This window comes from Alkalihalobacterium sp. APHAB7 (assembly GCF_048323755.1).
GTDB lineage: Bacteria > Bacillota > Bacilli > Bacillales > Bacillaceae_F > Alkalihalobacterium.
The window spans coordinates 181,509-199,282 of record NZ_JBLWFS010000001.1; the positions used below are offsets into that span (position 1 = coordinate 181,509).

The window sequence follows — 17,774 nt, forward strand, 5'->3', positions numbered from 1 at the left end:
TTTTCTATCAGGTCTATAAGAAGATGGATAGAAATGTAACGCTGGGTTGTTAACGTCATTAAGTTCTCACAAATGCATGCTTCATGTGGGCGTGAGAACTTAATAGACGGTACCTTTCCTGAGCGTACAATCATGAGCGTTTCAAAAGCAAGTAATAGGAGGGAAACTGATGAATAAAGGTCGCATTACTCAAGTTATGGGTCCAGTTGTTGACGTAAAGTTCCCAAGTGGTCAACTTCCTGAAATCTATAATGCACTTAAAGTTGAACAAGTAGGTTCAACGAAAAATGCGGTTGATGTAAAAGTAACACTTGAAGTTGCTTTACATCTTGGTGACGATACAGTTCGTACAGTTGCGATGGGATCTACGGACGGTCTCGTACGTGGCGTAGATGTACTTGACACTGGTGCTCCAATTTCAGTACCAGTTGGGGAAGCTACACTAGGACGTGTATTTAACGTATTAGGAGAAGCAATTGACCTTGATGAGGCACTTGCTGAAGATGTACAAAAATCACCAATTCACCGTGAGGCACCTAAGTTTGAAGAACTTTCTACACAAACAGAAATTCTTGAAACGGGTATTAAAGTAGTAGACTTACTAGCTCCTTACATCAAGGGTGGTAAGATCGGACTATTTGGTGGTGCCGGTGTAGGTAAAACGGTATTAATCCAAGAATTAATTAATAACATCGCTCAAGAGCACGGTGGTATCTCGGTATTCGCTGGTGTTGGTGAGCGTACACGTGAAGGAAATGACCTTTACCACGAAATGACGGATTCTGGTGTTATCAAGAAAACGGCAATGGTATTCGGTCAGATGAATGAGCCACCAGGAGCACGTATGCGTGTTGCTCTTACTGGATTAACAATGGCAGAACACTTCCGTGATCAGCAAGGTGCAGACGTACTTCTTTTCGTTGATAACATCTTCCGCTTTACACAAGCCGGTTCAGAGGTATCAGCACTATTAGGACGTATGCCTTCAGCGGTAGGTTACCAGCCTACGCTAGCAACAGAAATGGGTAAACTACAAGAGCGTATCACATCAACAAAAGTTGGTTCAGTAACATCGATCCAAGCGATTTACGTACCAGCCGATGACTATACGGATCCAGCTCCAGCAACAACTTTCGCTCACTTAGATGCAACAACGAACCTTGAGCGTAAGCTTTCTGAGATGGGTATTTACCCTGCGGTAGATCCACTTGCATCAACTTCACGTGCATTATCTCCTGAAATCGTTGGAGAAGAGCACTATGCAATTGCACGTCAAGTACAGCAAACTCTTCAAAAATATAAAGAGTTACAAGATATTATCGCAATCCTTGGTATGGACGAGCTTTCTGAAGAAGATAAGCTTATTGTACACCGTGCACGTCGTATCCAATTCTTCTTATCTCAAAACTTCCACGTAGCTGAGCAGTTTACTGGTCAAAAAGGTTCTTATGTACCAGTAAAAGAAACAGTACAAGGATTTAAAGAGATCTTAGAAGGTAAATACGATGATCTTCCAGAGGATGCATTCCGTCTAGTTGGACGTATTGAAGAAGTGGTTGAAAAAGCAAAGCAATTTGCATAATCATCAACTAAGTCGTAGCGGTGGGTGTGAAGCACTCACCACTACTTTTGAGAATAAAAATAGATCAAACCCGTATTGCTATTGAGGAGGGTTTTACATGCAGACAATGACTGTCAGTGTCGTAACTCCTGATGGCACGGTTTATGAAGGCGAAGTAGAAATGGTTAGCGCTCGTGCACAAAGCGGAGAGCTAGGTATTCTTCCTCGACACATTCCTTTAGTTGCTCCACTAGACATAGGAGCTGTTCGCCTTAAGAACGGTTCTGATGTTAAACTCGTTGCTGTATCTGGCGGCTTCATTGAAGTACGTCCTGACCAAGTAACGATCTTAGCGGAAGCTGCTGAACTGCCATCAGATATCGATGTTGCTCGTGCTCGTGCTGCAAAGGAACGTGCAGAGCGCCGCATTAACGAAGCAAAACAAGATGAAATTGACTTTAAGCGTGCACAGCTGGCTCTACGCCGTGCTGTAAACCGTTTAGGAGTTACTGAAAAGTAATAGAAAAAGCACGAAGGCGAGTGAAGCCTTCGTGCTCTTTTCGTTTGTGCTTGGCATTGCAGTGTTCTAGCATTAATCTTTGCTTTTCAATATTATATTTGAGCTGTGCTGATATGTACTATGTATGTTCGTTCAGATTTTCGCAAATAAACTAGTGAAATCGGACAATATATTTAAAAAACGGACAATAAATCTCTCATATCCGCCAATAAATCAAGAAATCGGACAATAAAGTAGACGCTTCCGACAATAAGTTAGATTACCAGCCTCAAACTTATCGTGTAGTAACTCAAAACTGCTACTCCGAAACAAAGTCACATGATTACGCTACTTGATCTATCCTAATTGCATTAAAAAAATCAATTTAATTATTCTCACCGATATAAACAACGCCATCTTTCCAAACGAAGTTTCTACTTCTTACTATGACTTCATTCCAAGGTCGATCAGAATGTAAAAAGCGAGACATTTGTAAATATGAATTTGGGTATTTATCTAATAAGGAAAGAAGTACGCTTCTGCATTGGCTAAATTCCCGTGGAAAATTATCAAATGATAGACAGTCTAGTAATTTACATGACTCTAAAGCTTGGAAAAACGCTTCTTTTTCTTCAGCTGTTGCTATTTTCTTAAAGTAACCCCAGATGTGTTCAAGTGTTGTAATGACTGCCCCTTTTTTATAAGGAAGGCATAAAATCTCATTGATTTGAAAGTAAATCGCCTCCATTCTAGTAAAAGAGTCCAGTGAATGAAAAGACTTAGAAACTTCTTTATACTGATCATAACCTTTCGCCATGATCTCATATTTATTGATAGCCCAAATTCGCTCAGCAACGCGACGAGCTACTTTCAATTGCACTACGTTTTCCATACGTACCCCCGATCTATAATCCCACATGGTTATTATCTAAATATTCTGTAATGAAATTCACTCAAATCTAATAAATCCTAAGACACCAACGCCAGATTTGTAATAAAAAAAATACTTTAAAATAATTTTTTCTTAAATTATTATATAAGTAAAATAAATGGTATTGTATATAAGAAGAAAACTATATCGTATAAACTGCAGAAGCATATATATTAAGGCTTTTACATAATGTGGTAGAGAATTTCTGCTATTTTAATTTACCAATAAATCATTTCCTTATAAAGTTTTTTACAATTTTGTGACAGTCGACACCATATATAGGATTTGCTATAATGGTTACGATTACATAAGTGAAACTTCCAGCATTGGAAAAAGAACTGTTTTTGAAATTACTGTTGGATGTTTTACAATTTGACGTGTAACATCCGTTATCAACTAAATAGATACATAAAATAGCATGGTCACGGGAGTTGCACTAGAAATATGACTTTGGAATAAGGCATGGAGGGTGAGGTGAGGGAAGATGGATCCGCTTTATCACTTGTATCAAAACAACTACTTAGTTGTAGCCGTCTTTATTTTACTAGGAATAATATTACCTTTGGTTGCGCTTACAGCAGGACGTTTTCTAAGACCACATAATCCAACCAAAGAAAAGCAAACAACGTATGAAAGTGGTATCGAACCAACCGGAAGCAGTTGGGTTCAATTTAATGTTCGTTACTATATGTTTGCATTATTATTCGTATTGTTTGATGTAGAAACGGTGTTTCTATATCCTTGGGCAGTTGCTTACGATTATTTAGGAATATTTGCTTTAATTGAAATGGTTATCTTTATGTTTATGTTATTAATCGGATTAATTTATGCGTGGAAGAAGAAGGTGTTAACATGGATCTAAATTTGGACAGCATCACTAAGGCAGAACGAGAAGAGCTAGAACGTAACGTCTTTTTTACCACATTAGAACAAGTGAAAGCTTGGGCTAGAAGTAACTCGTTGTGGCCATTGACCTTCGGGTTAGCTTGTTGTGCCATCGAAATGATGGGAACGGGTGCGTCTCACTATGACCAAGACCGTTTTGGTGTTATTTTTAGAACGTCTCCAAGACAATCAGACTGTATGATCGTTTCTGGAACGGTGACAAAGAAAATGGCACCAATCCTTAAGCGTCTATATGATCAAATGCCAGAACCGAAATGGGTAATTGCTATGGGATCCTGTGCAACTGCGGGTGGACCATATGTAAAATCCTACGCTGTCGTTAAAGGGGTTGACCAAATCGTACCAGTTGATGTGTATATCCCTGGTTGCCCACCGAATCCGGCAGCATTAATTTATGGAATTAATAAATTGCAAGAAAAAATCCGCTATGAAGCTAAGACTGGGAAGCGGGTGATTAGCCAATGAGTGATGAAAAAGCAAAAGCCGCCGCAGCCGCTAAAGCGAAAGCTGCAGCGATGAAGAAATTAAAAGAAAAAGAACTCGAAAAGGCTGAACACTCGGAAGCGGTTTCAAGTGAAAATAAGGAAGTATCGGAAGAAAAAGCTAGTGCAGATGCTAAAGCAAAGGCAGCAGCAGCTGCTAAAGCGAAGGCAGAGGCCATAAAGAAAATGAAAGAAAAAGAAGCGGAAGCAAGCCAAGCCGAAGAGCCGGCAGGAGCAGACGAAAAGGCAAAGGCAGCAGCAGCAGCGAAGGCAAAAGCCGCAGCCGCAGCCAAAGCGAAGGCGGCAGCATTGGCAAAGCAAGGAAAAGAAGAAGAGCCGGCAGGAGCAGACGAAAAGGCAAAGGCAGCAGCAGCAGCGAAGGCAAAAGCCGCAGCCGCAGCCAAAGCGAAGGCGGCAGCATTGGCAAAGCAAGGAAAAGAAGAAGAGCCAGCAGGAGCAGACGAAAAGGCAAAGGCAGCAGCAGCTGCTAAAGCAAAAGCTGCCGCTGCCGCAAAAGCGAAAGCCGCAGCTTTAGCAAAGCAAGGTTCAGCAGACGAACCAGTTGGAGACGATGAGAAAGCGAAAGCCGCTGCCAAAGCAAAAGCAATCGCAGCAGCAAAAGCGAAAGCCGCGGCGGCAGCTGCAGCAAAGAGAAAAGCAGCTGGTGGAGAAGCAGGCGATACTGATGATGAAAAGGCCAAAGCGAAAGCAGCCGCAATTGCGAAAGCAAAAGCAGCCGCAGCAGCGAAGGCTAAAGCGGCAGGCGGTGAAGCACCCGCTGATGTGGAAGCAGAACAGCCATCGCCAAACCAACAGTTCCTTGATAAGTATGTAAAAGTCATTAAAGAAAATTTAGGCGAGGATATGCTAGAAGATGCCTATATTAATAGACTAGGCAAAGACGTTCCTACATTAGTAGCAAAAAAGGAAACGTACTTTAAGATTGCTCAATTTTTAAAACATAACGAACAGCTTGCCTTTGACTATTTATCTGAGCACCATGGTTCAGATTTTGAAACACATATGGAAATTTACAATCACATGTACTCTTTTAAAACGAAGGAAAATATCGCATTAAAAGTAAAAATTGATCGCGATGAACCTAAGATTGAATCGATTACTCCGGTTTGGGAAGGCGCGAATTGGCCAGAACGTGAATCGTATGATTTACTAGGGATCATTTATACAGGTCATCCGAACTTAACGCGAATTATGCTTACTGATGATTGGGTAGGGCATCCCCTTCGAAAAGATTACGAGCAGCACGACGAGGAGGTGTAAGAATGTTACGTACGGAAGAAATGTTATTAAACGTAGGTCCACAGCATCCAAGTACACACGGTGTATTCCGTCTAGTTGTAAAAATTGATGGGGAAATCATTAAAGAAGCGACCCCAGTCATAGGTTACTTACATCGCGGTACAGAGAAGCTGGCGGAAAACCTCCAATATACGCAAATCATTCCTTACACAGACCGTATGGATTATTTATCCGCCATGACGAATAACTATGTGATCTGTCATGCGGTAGAAACGATGATGGAATTAGACATTCCTGAACGTGCAGAGTATTTAAGGGTCCTCGTAATGGAACTAGGCCGTGTGGCTAGTCACCTTGTATGGTTCGGTACATATTTACTTGATATTGGAGCGATGAGTCCATTCTTATATGCGTTCCGTGAGCGTGAGATGATCATTAACTTACTGAATGAAATCTCTGGTGCGAGACTAACATTTAACTATATGCGAGTCGGTGGAGTAAAATGGGATGCACCTCCAGGTTGGATTGAAAAGGTGAGAGATTTAGTTCCATATTTACGAAAAGAACTAGAGGGCTATCATAACTTAGTTACAGGTAATGAGATCTTCATGAGACGTATTAAAGATGTAGGAACATATACGAAAGAAGATGCGATTAAATATTCATTAAGTGGTGCAAATATCCGTTCCACAGGTGTCAATTGGGACTTACGTAAAGATGAGCCGTATTCCATCTATGACCGCTTTGACTTTGATATCCCAGTGGAAGAAAAGGGAGATTGCTGGGCACGTTACATGTGCCGTATGAAGGAAATTGAAGAGTCGATAAAAATTATCGAGCAAGCCGTTGAACAATTTCCGAGTGAGGGGCCAATTATAGCGAAAACTCCTCGCATTATTAAACCACCAGCAGGTGAGACGTTTGTTCGTATCGAGTCGCCACGAGGTGAAATCGGCTGTTATATTGCAAGCCAAGGTAAGAAAGAACCTTACCGACTAAAGTTTAGAAGACCATCTTTCTATAACCTTCAGATCTTACCAAAATTATTAGTAGGGCAACCGATAGCAAACTTAATTGCTATTTTAGGTGGTATCGATATTGTCCTTGGGGAGGTTGACGGCTAATGATTAATGATCTCCTGACATCAGCGCCGAGTTGGACAAACTTTTTAATTTATTTTGCTTTAGGAGCTGCTCTTTTAGGGGCAGTACTAGGTTTTGTTACGTATGCAATTTTAGCAGAACGTAAAGTGTTAGGATTTATCCAGCTTCGTGTCGGACCTAACCGTACAGGTGGATCACTTGGGTTACTACAAACGGTTGCCGATGTATTAAAGCTTTTACTAAAAGAAGATACAATCCCTAAAAAGGCGGATAAACCGTTATTCATTTTAGCACCAATTATTGCCTTTGTTCCTGCATTTGCCGTATTAGCCGTTATTCCTTTTTCTGAAAATCTTTATTTTACAGATATAGGAGTTGGGCTTTTGTATTACATCGCAGTTTCAGGAATTACGACCATTGGAGTAGTTGCTGGTGGTTGGGCATCGAATAATAAGTACGCTTTAATGGGTGGAATGCGAGCGGCAGCTCAGATGATCTCTTATGAAGTGCCACTAGTTTTATCAGTTGTAGGGGTCGTCCTTTTGACTGGTAGTTTGAACTTAATCGAGATTGTTAATGCTCAAGCAAACTTATGGTTCTTTATTCCACAAATTTTAGGGTTTTTGGTTTTTATCATTGCTGCAACAGCAGAATTAAACCGAACCCCTTTTGACTTACCGGAAGCGGAGTCAGAGCTTATTGCAGGTTTCCACGTTGAATATTCAGGGTTCCGCTGGGCATTTTTCATGCTGGCTGAGTACGTTTATTTATTCGCAATGGCTTCATTAACGACCGTCTTGTTCTTAGGTGGATGGCATTCATTGCCGTTCTTAGACTTTATTCCAGGTGTCATTTGGTTTGCTTTAAAATTCTCAGCTGTTGTCTTCTTCATGATTTGGATCCGCGGAACGTTCCCACGTCTTCGAGGCGACCAATTGATGGAGTTTGCTTGGAAAATTTTATTACCAATTGCGCTAGTAAACATTATTCTTACGGCGTTAGTTAAAGAATTTTTCTTATAAGAGGAAGTTCAAAAAGTCCGGGAAAAATCTCTGGGATAAATGACCTTCGACTAAGCCCCCCACGTCCTGTGGGAACATCGAAGTCACCACATCCTGTGGAAGCTTGTTGGTTTGCTGCTGCGTTCCTCACGTATTACTAGCATACGCTGTGGTACTCGCAACTGCACCGCCTCGAACTTCTTGGATCTTTTTGTCCTCCTTTTTGAACAATATTTTGGAAGTTCATACATTATTGAAGCAAGTTGAAGAAGCAGTTCATTTTGAACGGATGATCGTAGTGAGCATAGAGCCCTTTTATTCTTTTAAAAAACTGCTTCCTTAATCACGACTAAGGAGTGATCACATTGTTAGGTCAAGGATTAGTCAAAGGGTTGAAATACACACTTAGTAACTTGACGAAAAAAAATGTGACGACAAGTTATCCGGACGAACCGATAGATATGCCGGATCGCTTTCGTGGCATACAGAAGTTTTATCCGGAAAAGTGTATCGTCTGTAATCAGTGTGCCAATATTTGTCCGACCGATTGTATTCAATTAACTGGGAAACCTCATCCAGACCCGAATAAAAAAGGAAAGATTATTGACACATATGATATTAACTTTGAGATTTGTATCTTGTGTGATTTATGTACAGAAGTTTGTCCGACAGAAGCGATTGTCATGACAAATAACTTCGAACTAGCTGAATACAGCCGAGATGATTTATTTAAAAACCTAGAGTGGCTAGATGAAAACGATACGAACGTGAGGGAGGAAAATAAAGCATGAGTGGAGAATTTCTCGCTTTCTTTGTCCTTGCCCTTATCGCGATTAGTGGCGGCGTCTTAATGATTAATTTGCAAAAAGTGGTTCATATCATTATTGCCTTAGCTTTTACGTTCATAAGTATCGCAGGGCTATACGTCCTTTTATCAGCTGAATTCCTTGCATTCGTTCAAGTGCTCATTTACGGTGGAGCTATAACGATTGTCATGCTATTTGGGATCATGTTAACAAGACATGATGATAAGGTAGGATCGGTAAGTATTTGGCGTAGTTTAGCTGCATTAGTTGGTGTAGCTGTGTTCTTTGTTATTATGTTTGTCGGAATTAACGATTTGTCATTTGGTGAGCAAGCAACAAACCTTCATGAAAACAACGTACGACAAATTGGTATAGAAATTTATTCGAAGTTTGTCATACCGTTTGAAACCGTTGGGGTGATTCTTTTAGTTGCCCTCGTTGGTGCAGTAGCTCTAGCAAAAAGTGATGACGAAGAGGAGGCTGGTGAGAAATGAGTAGTATACCTTTATCGGTCTATCTCGTTGTAGCTCTTCTCCTTTTCTGTATCGGTATGTTCGGAGTGTTAACGAAACGAAATGCAGTTATCGTTCTGATCTGTATTGAATTGATGTTAAATGCGGTCAATATTAACTTAGTAGCATTTGCAATACACGGTGTGAACCCTGGGATTACAGGTCAAGTGTTTGCACTATTTACAATAACGGTTGCCGCAGCAGAGGCAGCTGTAGGTTTAGCCATCTTGATTGCCCTTTACCGAAACCGAAAAACGGTAAATGTCGATGAGATGGACTTAATGAAGCGATAGAAAGGGGCAGGTGATAGATATGATGGAAAATGCATGGTTAATACCACTGTTACCGTTGTTATCCTTCGTCATCCTCGTCCTCTTTGGTCGCAGGTTGAAGGAAAGCGGTGCATACGTTGGTATGGTACTTTCTTTCATCGCATTGATCATGTCAATCCTCGTGTTATTCGGGCGAATGACAGGTGAAAATGTATTAGTACAATTTGACTGGCTAGCGATTGGGGACAGAACAATCACGATGGGATTTGAAGTCAATCAGCTGAATGCCTTAATGCTCGTTATCGTGACGCTTGTTAGTTTCTTAGTACATACGTATTCTAAAGGTTACATGACAGCAACAGATAGCTATCGTGTACCGGTATTCTATTCTTATTTAGGCCTTTTTACATTCTCAATGTTAGGGTTAGTTCTTTCTCCTAACCTATTACAACTTTATATTTTTTGGGAGCTTGTTGGTGTATGTTCCTTCTTACTCGTCGGGTTCTACTTCTTCAAGACCGAAGCGAGAGCGGCTGCGAAAAAGGCGTTCATCGTTACGAGAATTGGGGATGTCGGGTTATTCATCGGGATAATCCTTTTATTCTGGCAAGTTGGAAGTTTCGAATATGCCGTGATCTTTGAGACCGTTAATGCGAATGGATTAACGGAAGGAATGATTACACTCATTGCGATCCTTATATTTGTAGGTGCGATCGGTAAATCAGGTCAGTTCCCGCTCCACACGTGGTTACCAGATGCGATGGAAGGTCCGACACCGGTTTCGGCGCTGATCCATGCCGCAACGATGGTAGCAGCAGGGGTTTACTTAGTGGCTACAATGTTCCCGTTATTTGCAGCTTCACCAGTTGCCTTAACAACAGTAGCCGTCATTGGTGGATTTACTGCAATTTTCGCAGCGACGATTGCGTTAACGCAAAAAGATATTAAGCGTGTGCTTGCGTACTCAACCGTAAGTCAATTAGGGTATATGATGCTTGCCTTAGGTTCTGCAGGGTATGTTGCGGCAGTCTTCCACTTAATGACACATGCTTTCTTTAAAGCATTATTGTTCTTAGCTGCAGGTAGTGTTATCCATGCGGTTCATACGCAAAGCATTGAAGAAATGGGCGGACTTTGGAACAAGATGAAAACGACGGGTGTGTTATTTTTAATCGGTTGTTTAGCCATTGCCGGCTTCCCGCTTTTCTCAGGTTTCTTCAGTAAAGAGGAAATTTTACTCACAACGTTTGCAGATGGACGTTACGTATTGTTTGCTCTTGCGCTAATTACCGCTTTATTAACAGCGATTTATATGTTTAGATTATTCTTTATGGTCTTTACAGGGAAACCGCGCGGAGATCAAAGCAAAGTTCATGAGTCACCAGCGATTATGACCATTCCAATGATGGTTCTCGGTGTTCTAGCTGTTGTTTCTGGTTTCGTTCATACGCATTGGTTTGGAACATTTTTAGGGGATTGGCTTAGTGATAGTCCATGGACGCGAGGACATACGTACCTTCACGATCCAGGCTGGATTATGCCAGTAGCAATCCTGGTTTCATTACTCGGTATTTTCATTGCTTGGTTAATTTATGGAAAAGGTATTATTTCCCGAGAAAAATTAGCCGAGGACAGCAGCTTATATATGGTGCTTTACAACAAGTATTACATTGATGAGCTTTATAACAAAACGTTTGTTAGAGGAACGACGATTGTAAGTTACACAATGTTATATATTGAGAAATATATTATTGAGTTTACGGTTCAAGCTGTTGTAAGTGCGACGGATACGCTTGGACGATTGAACGCTCGATTACAAAACGGTCAAGTCCAAACGTATGGAGCTGTGGCGTTTCTAGGATTAGTTATTATCCTTGCCGTCTTGACCTTGACAGGGGGGTACTTTAGATGATCGATTCATATTTACTTTCCTTACTCATCTTCTCCCCGCTTGTAGGGATTATCATTTTAGCTTTTGTACCTAAAGGGCAACATCAGCTATTGAAAGCGATTGGATTTTTAACAACATTATTACCACTTGTTTTGGCGCTTATGGTTTATGTGAATTTTGATCATGCTGGTTCAGGCAATCAGTTTGCGGAAACAAGAGACTGGATTAGTTTTAGTAACAGTGGTTTGTTAGCATATGGTATTGATCTTGCCATTCCTTATGAATTAGGGTTGAATGGATTTGCAATGGTGCTTGTGTTATTAACAGCTATTGTATCTACCCTTGCTGCACTAGCATCTGTTATACAAATTAAGTCAGGTTTTAAAGCGTACTTCATGTTATTTCTTTTGTTAGAGATTGGAATGCTTGGGGTATTTGCTTCACAAAACTTATTCTTGTTTTTCTTATTCTTTGAATTAACACTCATCCCAATGTATTTCTTAATCGGCAGATGGGGCTTCTTAGATCGAGAAAAAGCAGCCAATAGTTTCCTGATTTATAACGGACTAGGGTCTGCGGTGTTATTAATCGTGATCGTTACATTGTTTGTCGTTACAAGTACAACCAATATTGATCAAATTTCAAATATGATGCAAATGGTCGGTCCAGAAGGGGATAACCTGAAGTGGGGATTACTCATTGCATTACTCGTAGCGTTTGGTGTGAAACTTCCAATCTTTCCGTTACATAGCTGGATGCTTCGCGTGCACGTTCAAGCGCCGCCAGCCATTGTTATGCTTCACTCAGGGGTCTTATTAAAAATTGGTGCTTACGGATTAATTCGTTTTGGCGTAGGCTTTTTCCCAGAGCAGGTAAGTCAAATGGCAGCTATCCTTGCAATCTTAGGGGTTATCAACCTTTTATATGGTGCGTACCTGGCACTCATTCAAACCGACTTGAAGATGGTGTTAGCATACTCCAGTATATCGCACATGGGGATCGTTCTAATTGGGGTTGCGGCATTAAATGATGTCGGAATGCAAGGTGCTGTCTTCCAAGTCGTATCACACGGATTAATTTCCGCGTTACTATTCTTCTTAATTGGTGTTTATTATGAGCGTACGAATACATCGCTTATTCCAAATTTAAGCGGGTTAGCACGTTCGATGCCGGTTGCTTCAGGATTTTTATTAGTTGGAGCTATGGCTTCACTCGGACTGCCAGGAATGTCTGGGTTTATCAGTGAGTTTTTAGCGTTTTTAGGTTTATTTAGGGAAATGCCGATCATTTCAGCTGTCGGTACGTTAGGGATTATCTTAACGGCAGTGTACTTATTAAGAGCCGTCTTAAATGTGACATTCGGTCCGACACCTGAGAAGTTGAAAGAGCTTCAAGATATCCGACCAGTGGAAATGGTTCCAGTACTTGTTTTGCTGGCATTTATCGTTCTAATTGGTGTATATCCAAGTATATTAGCTGAACCGTTGCAAGCATCACTACAATTCATCTTAGCAGGGATAGGGGGGTAACGATTATGGATTTAGAAACACTTTTTAGCTACCCGTGGGGGATAATGGCACCTGAGTTTACCATTTTAATCGTTGCAACTCTCCTATCGATCATGGATCTATTCATGAAAGATAAAGTAGATCGAAATGTTCTAGGATGGTTTGCGATCGGTGGGGTTGTACTCGCGTTGATCTTTTTAATTGGTCAATTCGGGGCACCTGTCCAAATGATTTTATATGATACGTATCGCTTAGATTCGTTTTCAGTCGCATTTAAGCTCATATTATTAATCGGGACATTGTTCGTATTATTACTTGGGTTAGATTATGGTAAAAAAGAAATCAAATATCGCGGCGAATTTTTCTACCTATTGTTAACGGCATTACTTGGTGGAATGATCATGGCATCAAGTGCCGATATGATTACATTATTCGTCGGTTTAGAATTATTATCTTTATCGTCATACGTCATGGCAGGACTTAGAAAAAATAATCTCCAATCGAATGAAGCGGCATTTAAATATGTCGTCAACGGTGGAGTCGCTACAGCGATTACGTTATTCGGTATGAGTTATGTGTATGGTCTAACAGGCTACACGAATTTATTCGATATTAGTGACGCGCTGCAAAATCCTGCTGTACTAGAAAACGGCTTTCTGTTAGCCTTTGCGTTCTTCTTAGTATTTGTCGGACTCGCATTCAAAGTGGCAGCAGTGCCGTTCCATATGTGGTCACCAGACGTTTATCAAGGTGCACCAACACCAGTTACTGCGTTTTTGAGTGTCGTTTCCAAAACAGCTGGATTTGCTCTTATTTTAAGATTTTTACTCGTTGTCTTTGGTGGAGCACACGGTATACAAATGCTTCAACCATTACTATTAGATACGCAAATCTACATAGCTGTAGTTGCTGGTTTAACGATGATTATCGGTAACGTGATGGCCCTTCGTCAAACCAATGTCAAACGACTATTTGCATATTCGAGTGTTGCCCAAGCCGGTTACTTATTAGTACCGTTTGCAACATTATCGATCGTCATGTTTGAGAATGTTTGGTTCTACTTAGTAGCCTACCTCTTTATGAACTTAGGGGCGTTTGCTGTTTTACAACTCGTAACGACGCAGTCGGGTACAGAAGATCTGAAAGGATTTTCCGGATTAGGACAGCGTTCACCGTTAATGGCGGTTGGAATGGGAGTATTTCTCGTTTCATTAGCTGGTATTCCTGTAACCGCAGGATTTATGGGTAAATTCTATATCTTTATTGGAGCGTTAAGTACGGGTCACTTCATCCTAGCTTCAGTGATGATTGCGACATCTGTAATTTCTTACTTCTACTACTTTGGAATTATGACACAAATGTTCTTTAGAAAAGCGCCAACAACTGAAGCAATGCGAGTGCCAATTGGCGCCTTTATTGTCATTGTCGTTGCCGTTATTGCAACGATCGGCTTAGGTATTGCTCCACAGATAGCGATCGACTTTTTCAATACGAACTTTGACTTCTCACAAATCTTCATGCGTGTATAAGTGAAGTGAAATACAGAGAAAGAGCCTTCTTTTCGGAGGCTCTTTTTTTTGTACTGGAAAACAGTGAAGGGAAAATGGTACTCTTCATTCTTTGTGAAACGAGAGCTTTGAAAATGATTTTCCTTTGGAGGCAAATTTCTGGAATGGGACTTTACTAATCAAAATATATCTAATTTTAGAGAATGATTTTTTTATATTATGTCTTGTGAGATTGTAACCAAGAGCTTGAAGAGCCGTAGATAAAGTATGTGTATCAAAATAGGTTTGAAAATACTGAAATGGTGGAATGTAATAAAAAGTGTTTGAAGAAGGTATTGGTTTCGCGGTAACAGCCTTGTTAAAGATTTTTTGGTTAATTTTGTACTTTTGTGTATATTTCCAAGGAAATGTAGATTTTTATCGAAAAATCGGTTATGATGTATTTTGCATTGCTTTGATCACTTTGGGTCAAACGTCCCTTTTCATGGAAAAGAGAGTTGAAGTATAGTTAACAATGCAGTGATCTTTTCAGATCAAAAAAGGAGTAAATGCAATGGATGGCTTTGGAATGCAAGGGTTACTACATATTACAGTTAATCTTATGTTCGTAGTGGTCACTTGGTGGGCGCTTCAGTCTTTTAAGTTTGATCTGTTTTTTAGAGATCCTAAAGGACCAAAAGCGAAAACATTGATGATCTTACTTACGATTGCAATTGCACATCTAGTTAGCAGCTTCTTTTTGGATTATCTTAACTGGTCAACAATGCTTAAGTACCTATTTTAATCAAGTGTTGTCAAATCATACATTGTCGAAAGTTGACTGTAACTTCCATGTATGTAAAGCCTCTCAATGGAAAAAATGTTACTAATTAATTGTTTTGTAACGGAGAGGGGCTTACAAAGAGAGATGAAAAAAATAGTGCCGATTTTAGGATTGGTTTTTTTATTCGCAATGAGTGTATTAACTCACGGGGAATTGAAAGAACAAACACAACTAGTTTACATTGTTCACTTGATGGAAGAGCAAGAAGTTCAAATTGAAAATTGGAGACTGTACACGAGAGGGACGGGAAAAGAAGTCAAAGACATTCATGAGTATGAAGAAGAACTTCAGCAAATGATGGCTTCTGAACAAAACTTTCAATGGGATTTGAAAGACTGGAAACAACACGAACATTGGAAAGTGACCGGAACAAACGGTGTTGAACAACTAACTGTTCTAGCTTACCCTCTAGAAGAACAATACTCCATGTACCTCATTTATGAATGGATGGGAACAGGTTACCCGCAAGATGTAGAGGCAATAACCTCATTTTTTCTAAAACGCTTGGACCAGTTGTATGTAGAAACACCTACTGTATTTACAACGGTATCAGGAAACCACGAAGAAATCAAACCAAGTTCGATGTATGACTTCGGATCTGAACTCGTAAAAAGTTTCTCGGCTGAGAAAGTTGAAGAATTAAAAGAGGAAACTTTTATCTCAATCTCTGCATATAATAAACAATGGGAAGACTCTCTCGATACGAACGGTAACAACATGAACTTACAAGTTGCGTTAAGACAAGATCCAAGGTTGGGCGCTAAAACAACCATAACAATAGGAACGCCTATAATAACGACTGAATATTGATATATAAGAGACGCTGAAAAAAAGACGCGGAGGGGAATATGTTGGAAAAAATTATCGTCCAAGGTGGTAACCAGCTCTCTGGCTCTGTCAAAGTTGAAGGAGCTAAGAATGCTGTTTTACCCGTTATCGCTGCATCTATTCTCGCTAGCCGTGGCACTAGCAACATATATGATGTGCCATCTTTGGCTGATGTATACACGATGGAAGAAGTTTTAAGAAATTTAAATATTGATGTGACGTATAAAAACGGAACATTCTCTGTAAAAGCAGATCAACCATTAAAGATTGAAGCACCGTTTGAATATGTAAGAAAAATGCGTGCCTCTTTCCTAGTCATGGGACCGTTACTGGCTCGTGTCGGTCATGCAAGAATTGCTTTACCTGGTGGTTGTGCGATTGGTTCAAGACCGATTGATCAACACTTAAAAGGGTTCGAAGCAATGGGAGCGGCAGTTGAAATTGGTAATGGTTTTATCGAAGCGAAGATCGCCGGTCGTCTAAAAGGTGCAAAAATTTATTTAGACTTCCCAAGTGTAGGCGCAACTGAAAACATTATGATGGCAGCTGCGATGGCAGAAGGTACGACAATCTTAGAGAATGCAGCTGAAGAGCCTGAAATTGTATGCCTTGCGAACTACTTGAATGCGATGGGAGCTAAGGTGCGTGGAGCCGGAACGGGAACGATTCGCATTGAAGGTGTGGATGAGTTAGTCGCTGCGGATCATACTGTAATTCCAGACCGTATTGAAGCAGGAACATTTATGGTAGCTGCCGCTATTACTGGCGGAGATGTTCTTGTAGAAGGTGCTGTTTCAGAACATTTACGTCCACTTATTGCAAAGATGGAAGAAATGGGCGTTCAAATTACTGAAGAAGAAACAGGACTTCGTGTCATCGGTCCGAAAGAGTTAAAGCCAATTGATATTAAAACGATGCCACATCCTGGTTTCCCAACAGATATGCAAGCACAAATGATGGCATTGCTTCTTAAGTCGAGCGGAACGAGCGTAATTACAGAAACGGTTTTTGAAAATCGCTTCATGCACGTAGAAGAATTCCGCCGCATGAATGGAAATATCAAAATCGAAGGACGTTCTGCGATTATTAGTGGCCCAAGTTCACTTCAAGGAGCTGAAGTGTCAGCTACTGATTTACGTGCAGGTGCGGCCCTTATTCTAGCTGGTCTAGTGGCTGAAGGGGTAACGCGTGTCGTTGAGTTAAAGCATATCGACCGTGGGTATGTCGATCTAGCTGGTAAGCTAAAACAATTAGGTGCCAATGTAGAACGCATCGAAGAGATTGTTGAAGAAGAACTTGAAAACCAAGAAGCACCATCACCATTAAAAATGAATTCAAACCTTGTATAAATCCAGTTAAGGTGTCTTACGCTATCCAGTGTAAGGCATCTTTTTTTGTGCTTTACTCTTTTCTAAAAGAATGTTGCTTTTTAGCTATTGGACCGTAACCAAGCGAAAGCTTGATGCTTCACGCTTTAGCGTGAGGCTTTTGAATTTAAGTTCACCGTATAATCCGAATGCAAGTTCTTCATGATTTTTTTCGGTATGATAAAAGGTTGAACAAAGATCAACAGTTAATATTACCAGCACTTATATGATCTACACTTAATCCATTGGGGCTTACACTAATTATTGACAGAATTTTATAAAAATATATTAAAAAAACGAAACATTATGTAAAAAAATTAAATTTGTAAACAAATTGAAAAATAAGTTCTATATAATGACAAGCCCGCATAAACTGATTTAGAGAGAAAAAACATATCCCAAAAATGGGTGGGTAGCGCACTTATACTATCTTTCTCAACTTGCAATCATTTATTTTCACCATCAGTGTGGGGGTTACACTGGTGGAACTTTTAGTTTAAGTACTGGAGGCTTGGC

17 protein-coding genes are annotated in these 17,774 nt (G+C 40.4%); 16 read left to right on the forward strand and 1 reads right to left on the reverse strand.

All coding sequences use genetic code 11. The annotated features are described in order from the left end of the window. Nucleotides 1-169: 169 nt before the first annotated feature. On the forward strand, nucleotides 170-1,582 hold the full coding sequence (atpD, locus tag ACNSTQ_RS00835) for a F0F1 ATP synthase subunit beta (protein ID WP_418197960.1): 1,413 nt from the start codon (nucleotides 170-172) through the stop codon (nucleotides 1,580-1,582). A 97-nt stretch (nucleotides 1,583-1,679) separates the two neighbouring features. Next, the gene (locus ACNSTQ_RS00840; RefSeq protein WP_418197961.1) at nucleotides 1,680-2,081 is read left to right on the forward strand and encodes a F0F1 ATP synthase subunit epsilon; all 402 of its coding nucleotides are present in this window, start codon (nucleotides 1,680-1,682) and stop codon (nucleotides 2,079-2,081) included. A gap of 364 nt (nucleotides 2,082-2,445) precedes the next feature. Here the strand turns inward: ACNSTQ_RS00840 and ACNSTQ_RS00845 are convergent, their stop codons facing one another. Beyond that, nucleotides 2,446-2,952: a DUF1722 domain-containing protein gene (locus ACNSTQ_RS00845; protein ID WP_418197962.1), complete on the reverse strand. Its 507-nt coding sequence runs from the start codon at nucleotides 2,950-2,952 to the stop codon at nucleotides 2,446-2,448. Between the two features lie 523 nt (nucleotides 2,953-3,475). On the opposite strand from ACNSTQ_RS00845, the gene ACNSTQ_RS00850 reads away from it, so the two are divergent. From ACNSTQ_RS00850 to murA, 14 genes are all read left to right on the forward strand, one after another. Continuing rightward, nucleotides 3,476-3,853: an NADH-quinone oxidoreductase subunit A gene (locus ACNSTQ_RS00850; RefSeq protein ID WP_418197963.1), complete on the forward strand. Its 378-nt coding sequence runs from the start codon at nucleotides 3,476-3,478 to the stop codon at nucleotides 3,851-3,853. Next, nucleotides 3,844-4,362 carry a NuoB/complex I 20 kDa subunit family protein gene (locus tag ACNSTQ_RS00855; protein WP_418197964.1) on the forward strand — a complete coding sequence of 173 codons (519 nt, stop codon included), beginning with the start codon at nucleotides 3,844-3,846 and terminating at the stop codon, nucleotides 4,360-4,362. The genes ACNSTQ_RS00850 and ACNSTQ_RS00855 overlap by 10 nt, the downstream gene beginning before the upstream one ends. Continuing rightward, nucleotides 4,359-5,660, forward strand: a complete 1,302-nt coding sequence (locus tag ACNSTQ_RS00860; RefSeq protein ID WP_418197965.1) for an NADH-quinone oxidoreductase subunit C — start codon at nucleotides 4,359-4,361, stop codon at nucleotides 5,658-5,660. Before ACNSTQ_RS00855 ends, ACNSTQ_RS00860 begins: the two co-directional genes overlap by 4 nt. Before the next feature lie 2 nt (nucleotides 5,661-5,662). After that, the gene (locus tag ACNSTQ_RS00865) at nucleotides 5,663-6,763 is read left to right on the forward strand and encodes an NADH-quinone oxidoreductase subunit D (RefSeq protein ID WP_418197966.1); all 1,101 of its coding nucleotides are present in this window, start codon (nucleotides 5,663-5,665) and stop codon (nucleotides 6,761-6,763) included. After that, nucleotides 6,763-7,764, forward strand: coding sequence for an NADH-quinone oxidoreductase subunit NuoH (gene nuoH, locus ACNSTQ_RS00870; RefSeq protein ID WP_418197967.1), 1,002 nt, complete (start codon nucleotides 6,763-6,765; stop codon nucleotides 7,762-7,764). Before ACNSTQ_RS00865 ends, nuoH begins: the two co-directional genes overlap by 1 nt. Nucleotides 7,765-8,108: 344 nt before the next feature. After that, on the forward strand, nucleotides 8,109-8,534 hold the full coding sequence (gene nuoI / locus ACNSTQ_RS00875) for an NADH-quinone oxidoreductase subunit NuoI (RefSeq protein ID WP_209123351.1): 426 nt from the start codon (nucleotides 8,109-8,111) through the stop codon (nucleotides 8,532-8,534). Then, the gene (locus tag ACNSTQ_RS00880) at nucleotides 8,531-9,043 is read left to right on the forward strand and encodes an NADH-quinone oxidoreductase subunit J (protein ID WP_418197968.1); all 513 of its coding nucleotides are present in this window, start codon (nucleotides 8,531-8,533) and stop codon (nucleotides 9,041-9,043) included. The genes nuoI and ACNSTQ_RS00880 overlap by 4 nt, the downstream gene beginning before the upstream one ends. Further along, nucleotides 9,040-9,354, forward strand: coding sequence for an NADH-quinone oxidoreductase subunit NuoK (nuoK, locus tag ACNSTQ_RS00885; protein ID WP_275119318.1), 315 nt, complete (start codon nucleotides 9,040-9,042; stop codon nucleotides 9,352-9,354). The genes ACNSTQ_RS00880 and nuoK overlap by 4 nt, the downstream gene beginning before the upstream one ends. Before the next feature lie 19 nt (nucleotides 9,355-9,373). Beyond that, nucleotides 9,374-11,245 carry an NADH-quinone oxidoreductase subunit L gene (nuoL, locus tag ACNSTQ_RS00890; protein WP_418197969.1) on the forward strand — a complete coding sequence of 624 codons (1,872 nt, stop codon included), beginning with the start codon at nucleotides 9,374-9,376 and terminating at the stop codon, nucleotides 11,243-11,245. Beyond that, a complete protein-coding gene (locus ACNSTQ_RS00895) occupies nucleotides 11,242-12,753 on the forward strand; it encodes a complex I subunit 4 family protein (protein ID WP_418197970.1) in 1,512 nt (503 codons plus the stop codon). The genes nuoL and ACNSTQ_RS00895 overlap by 4 nt, the downstream gene beginning before the upstream one ends. Nucleotides 12,754-12,758: 5 nt before the next feature. Further along, the gene (gene nuoN / locus ACNSTQ_RS00900; protein WP_418197971.1) at nucleotides 12,759-14,261 is read left to right on the forward strand and encodes an NADH-quinone oxidoreductase subunit NuoN; all 1,503 of its coding nucleotides are present in this window, start codon (nucleotides 12,759-12,761) and stop codon (nucleotides 14,259-14,261) included. A 532-nt stretch (nucleotides 14,262-14,793) separates the two neighbouring features. Continuing rightward, nucleotides 14,794-15,024 (forward strand): DUF1146 family protein, encoded by a 231-nt coding sequence (locus tag ACNSTQ_RS00905; RefSeq protein WP_308447228.1) that lies wholly within the window; start codon nucleotides 14,794-14,796, stop codon nucleotides 15,022-15,024. A 123-nt stretch (nucleotides 15,025-15,147) separates the two neighbouring features. Then, complete coding sequence (locus ACNSTQ_RS00910; protein ID WP_418197972.1) at nucleotides 15,148-15,873, forward strand: YwmB family TATA-box binding protein; 726 nt, start codon at nucleotides 15,148-15,150, stop codon at nucleotides 15,871-15,873. Between the two features lie 41 nt (nucleotides 15,874-15,914). Further along, nucleotides 15,915-17,240 carry a UDP-N-acetylglucosamine 1-carboxyvinyltransferase gene (gene murA / locus ACNSTQ_RS00915; protein ID WP_418198235.1) on the forward strand — a complete coding sequence of 442 codons (1,326 nt, stop codon included), beginning with the start codon at nucleotides 15,915-15,917 and terminating at the stop codon, nucleotides 17,238-17,240. Nucleotides 17,241-17,774 lie beyond the last annotated feature (534 nt).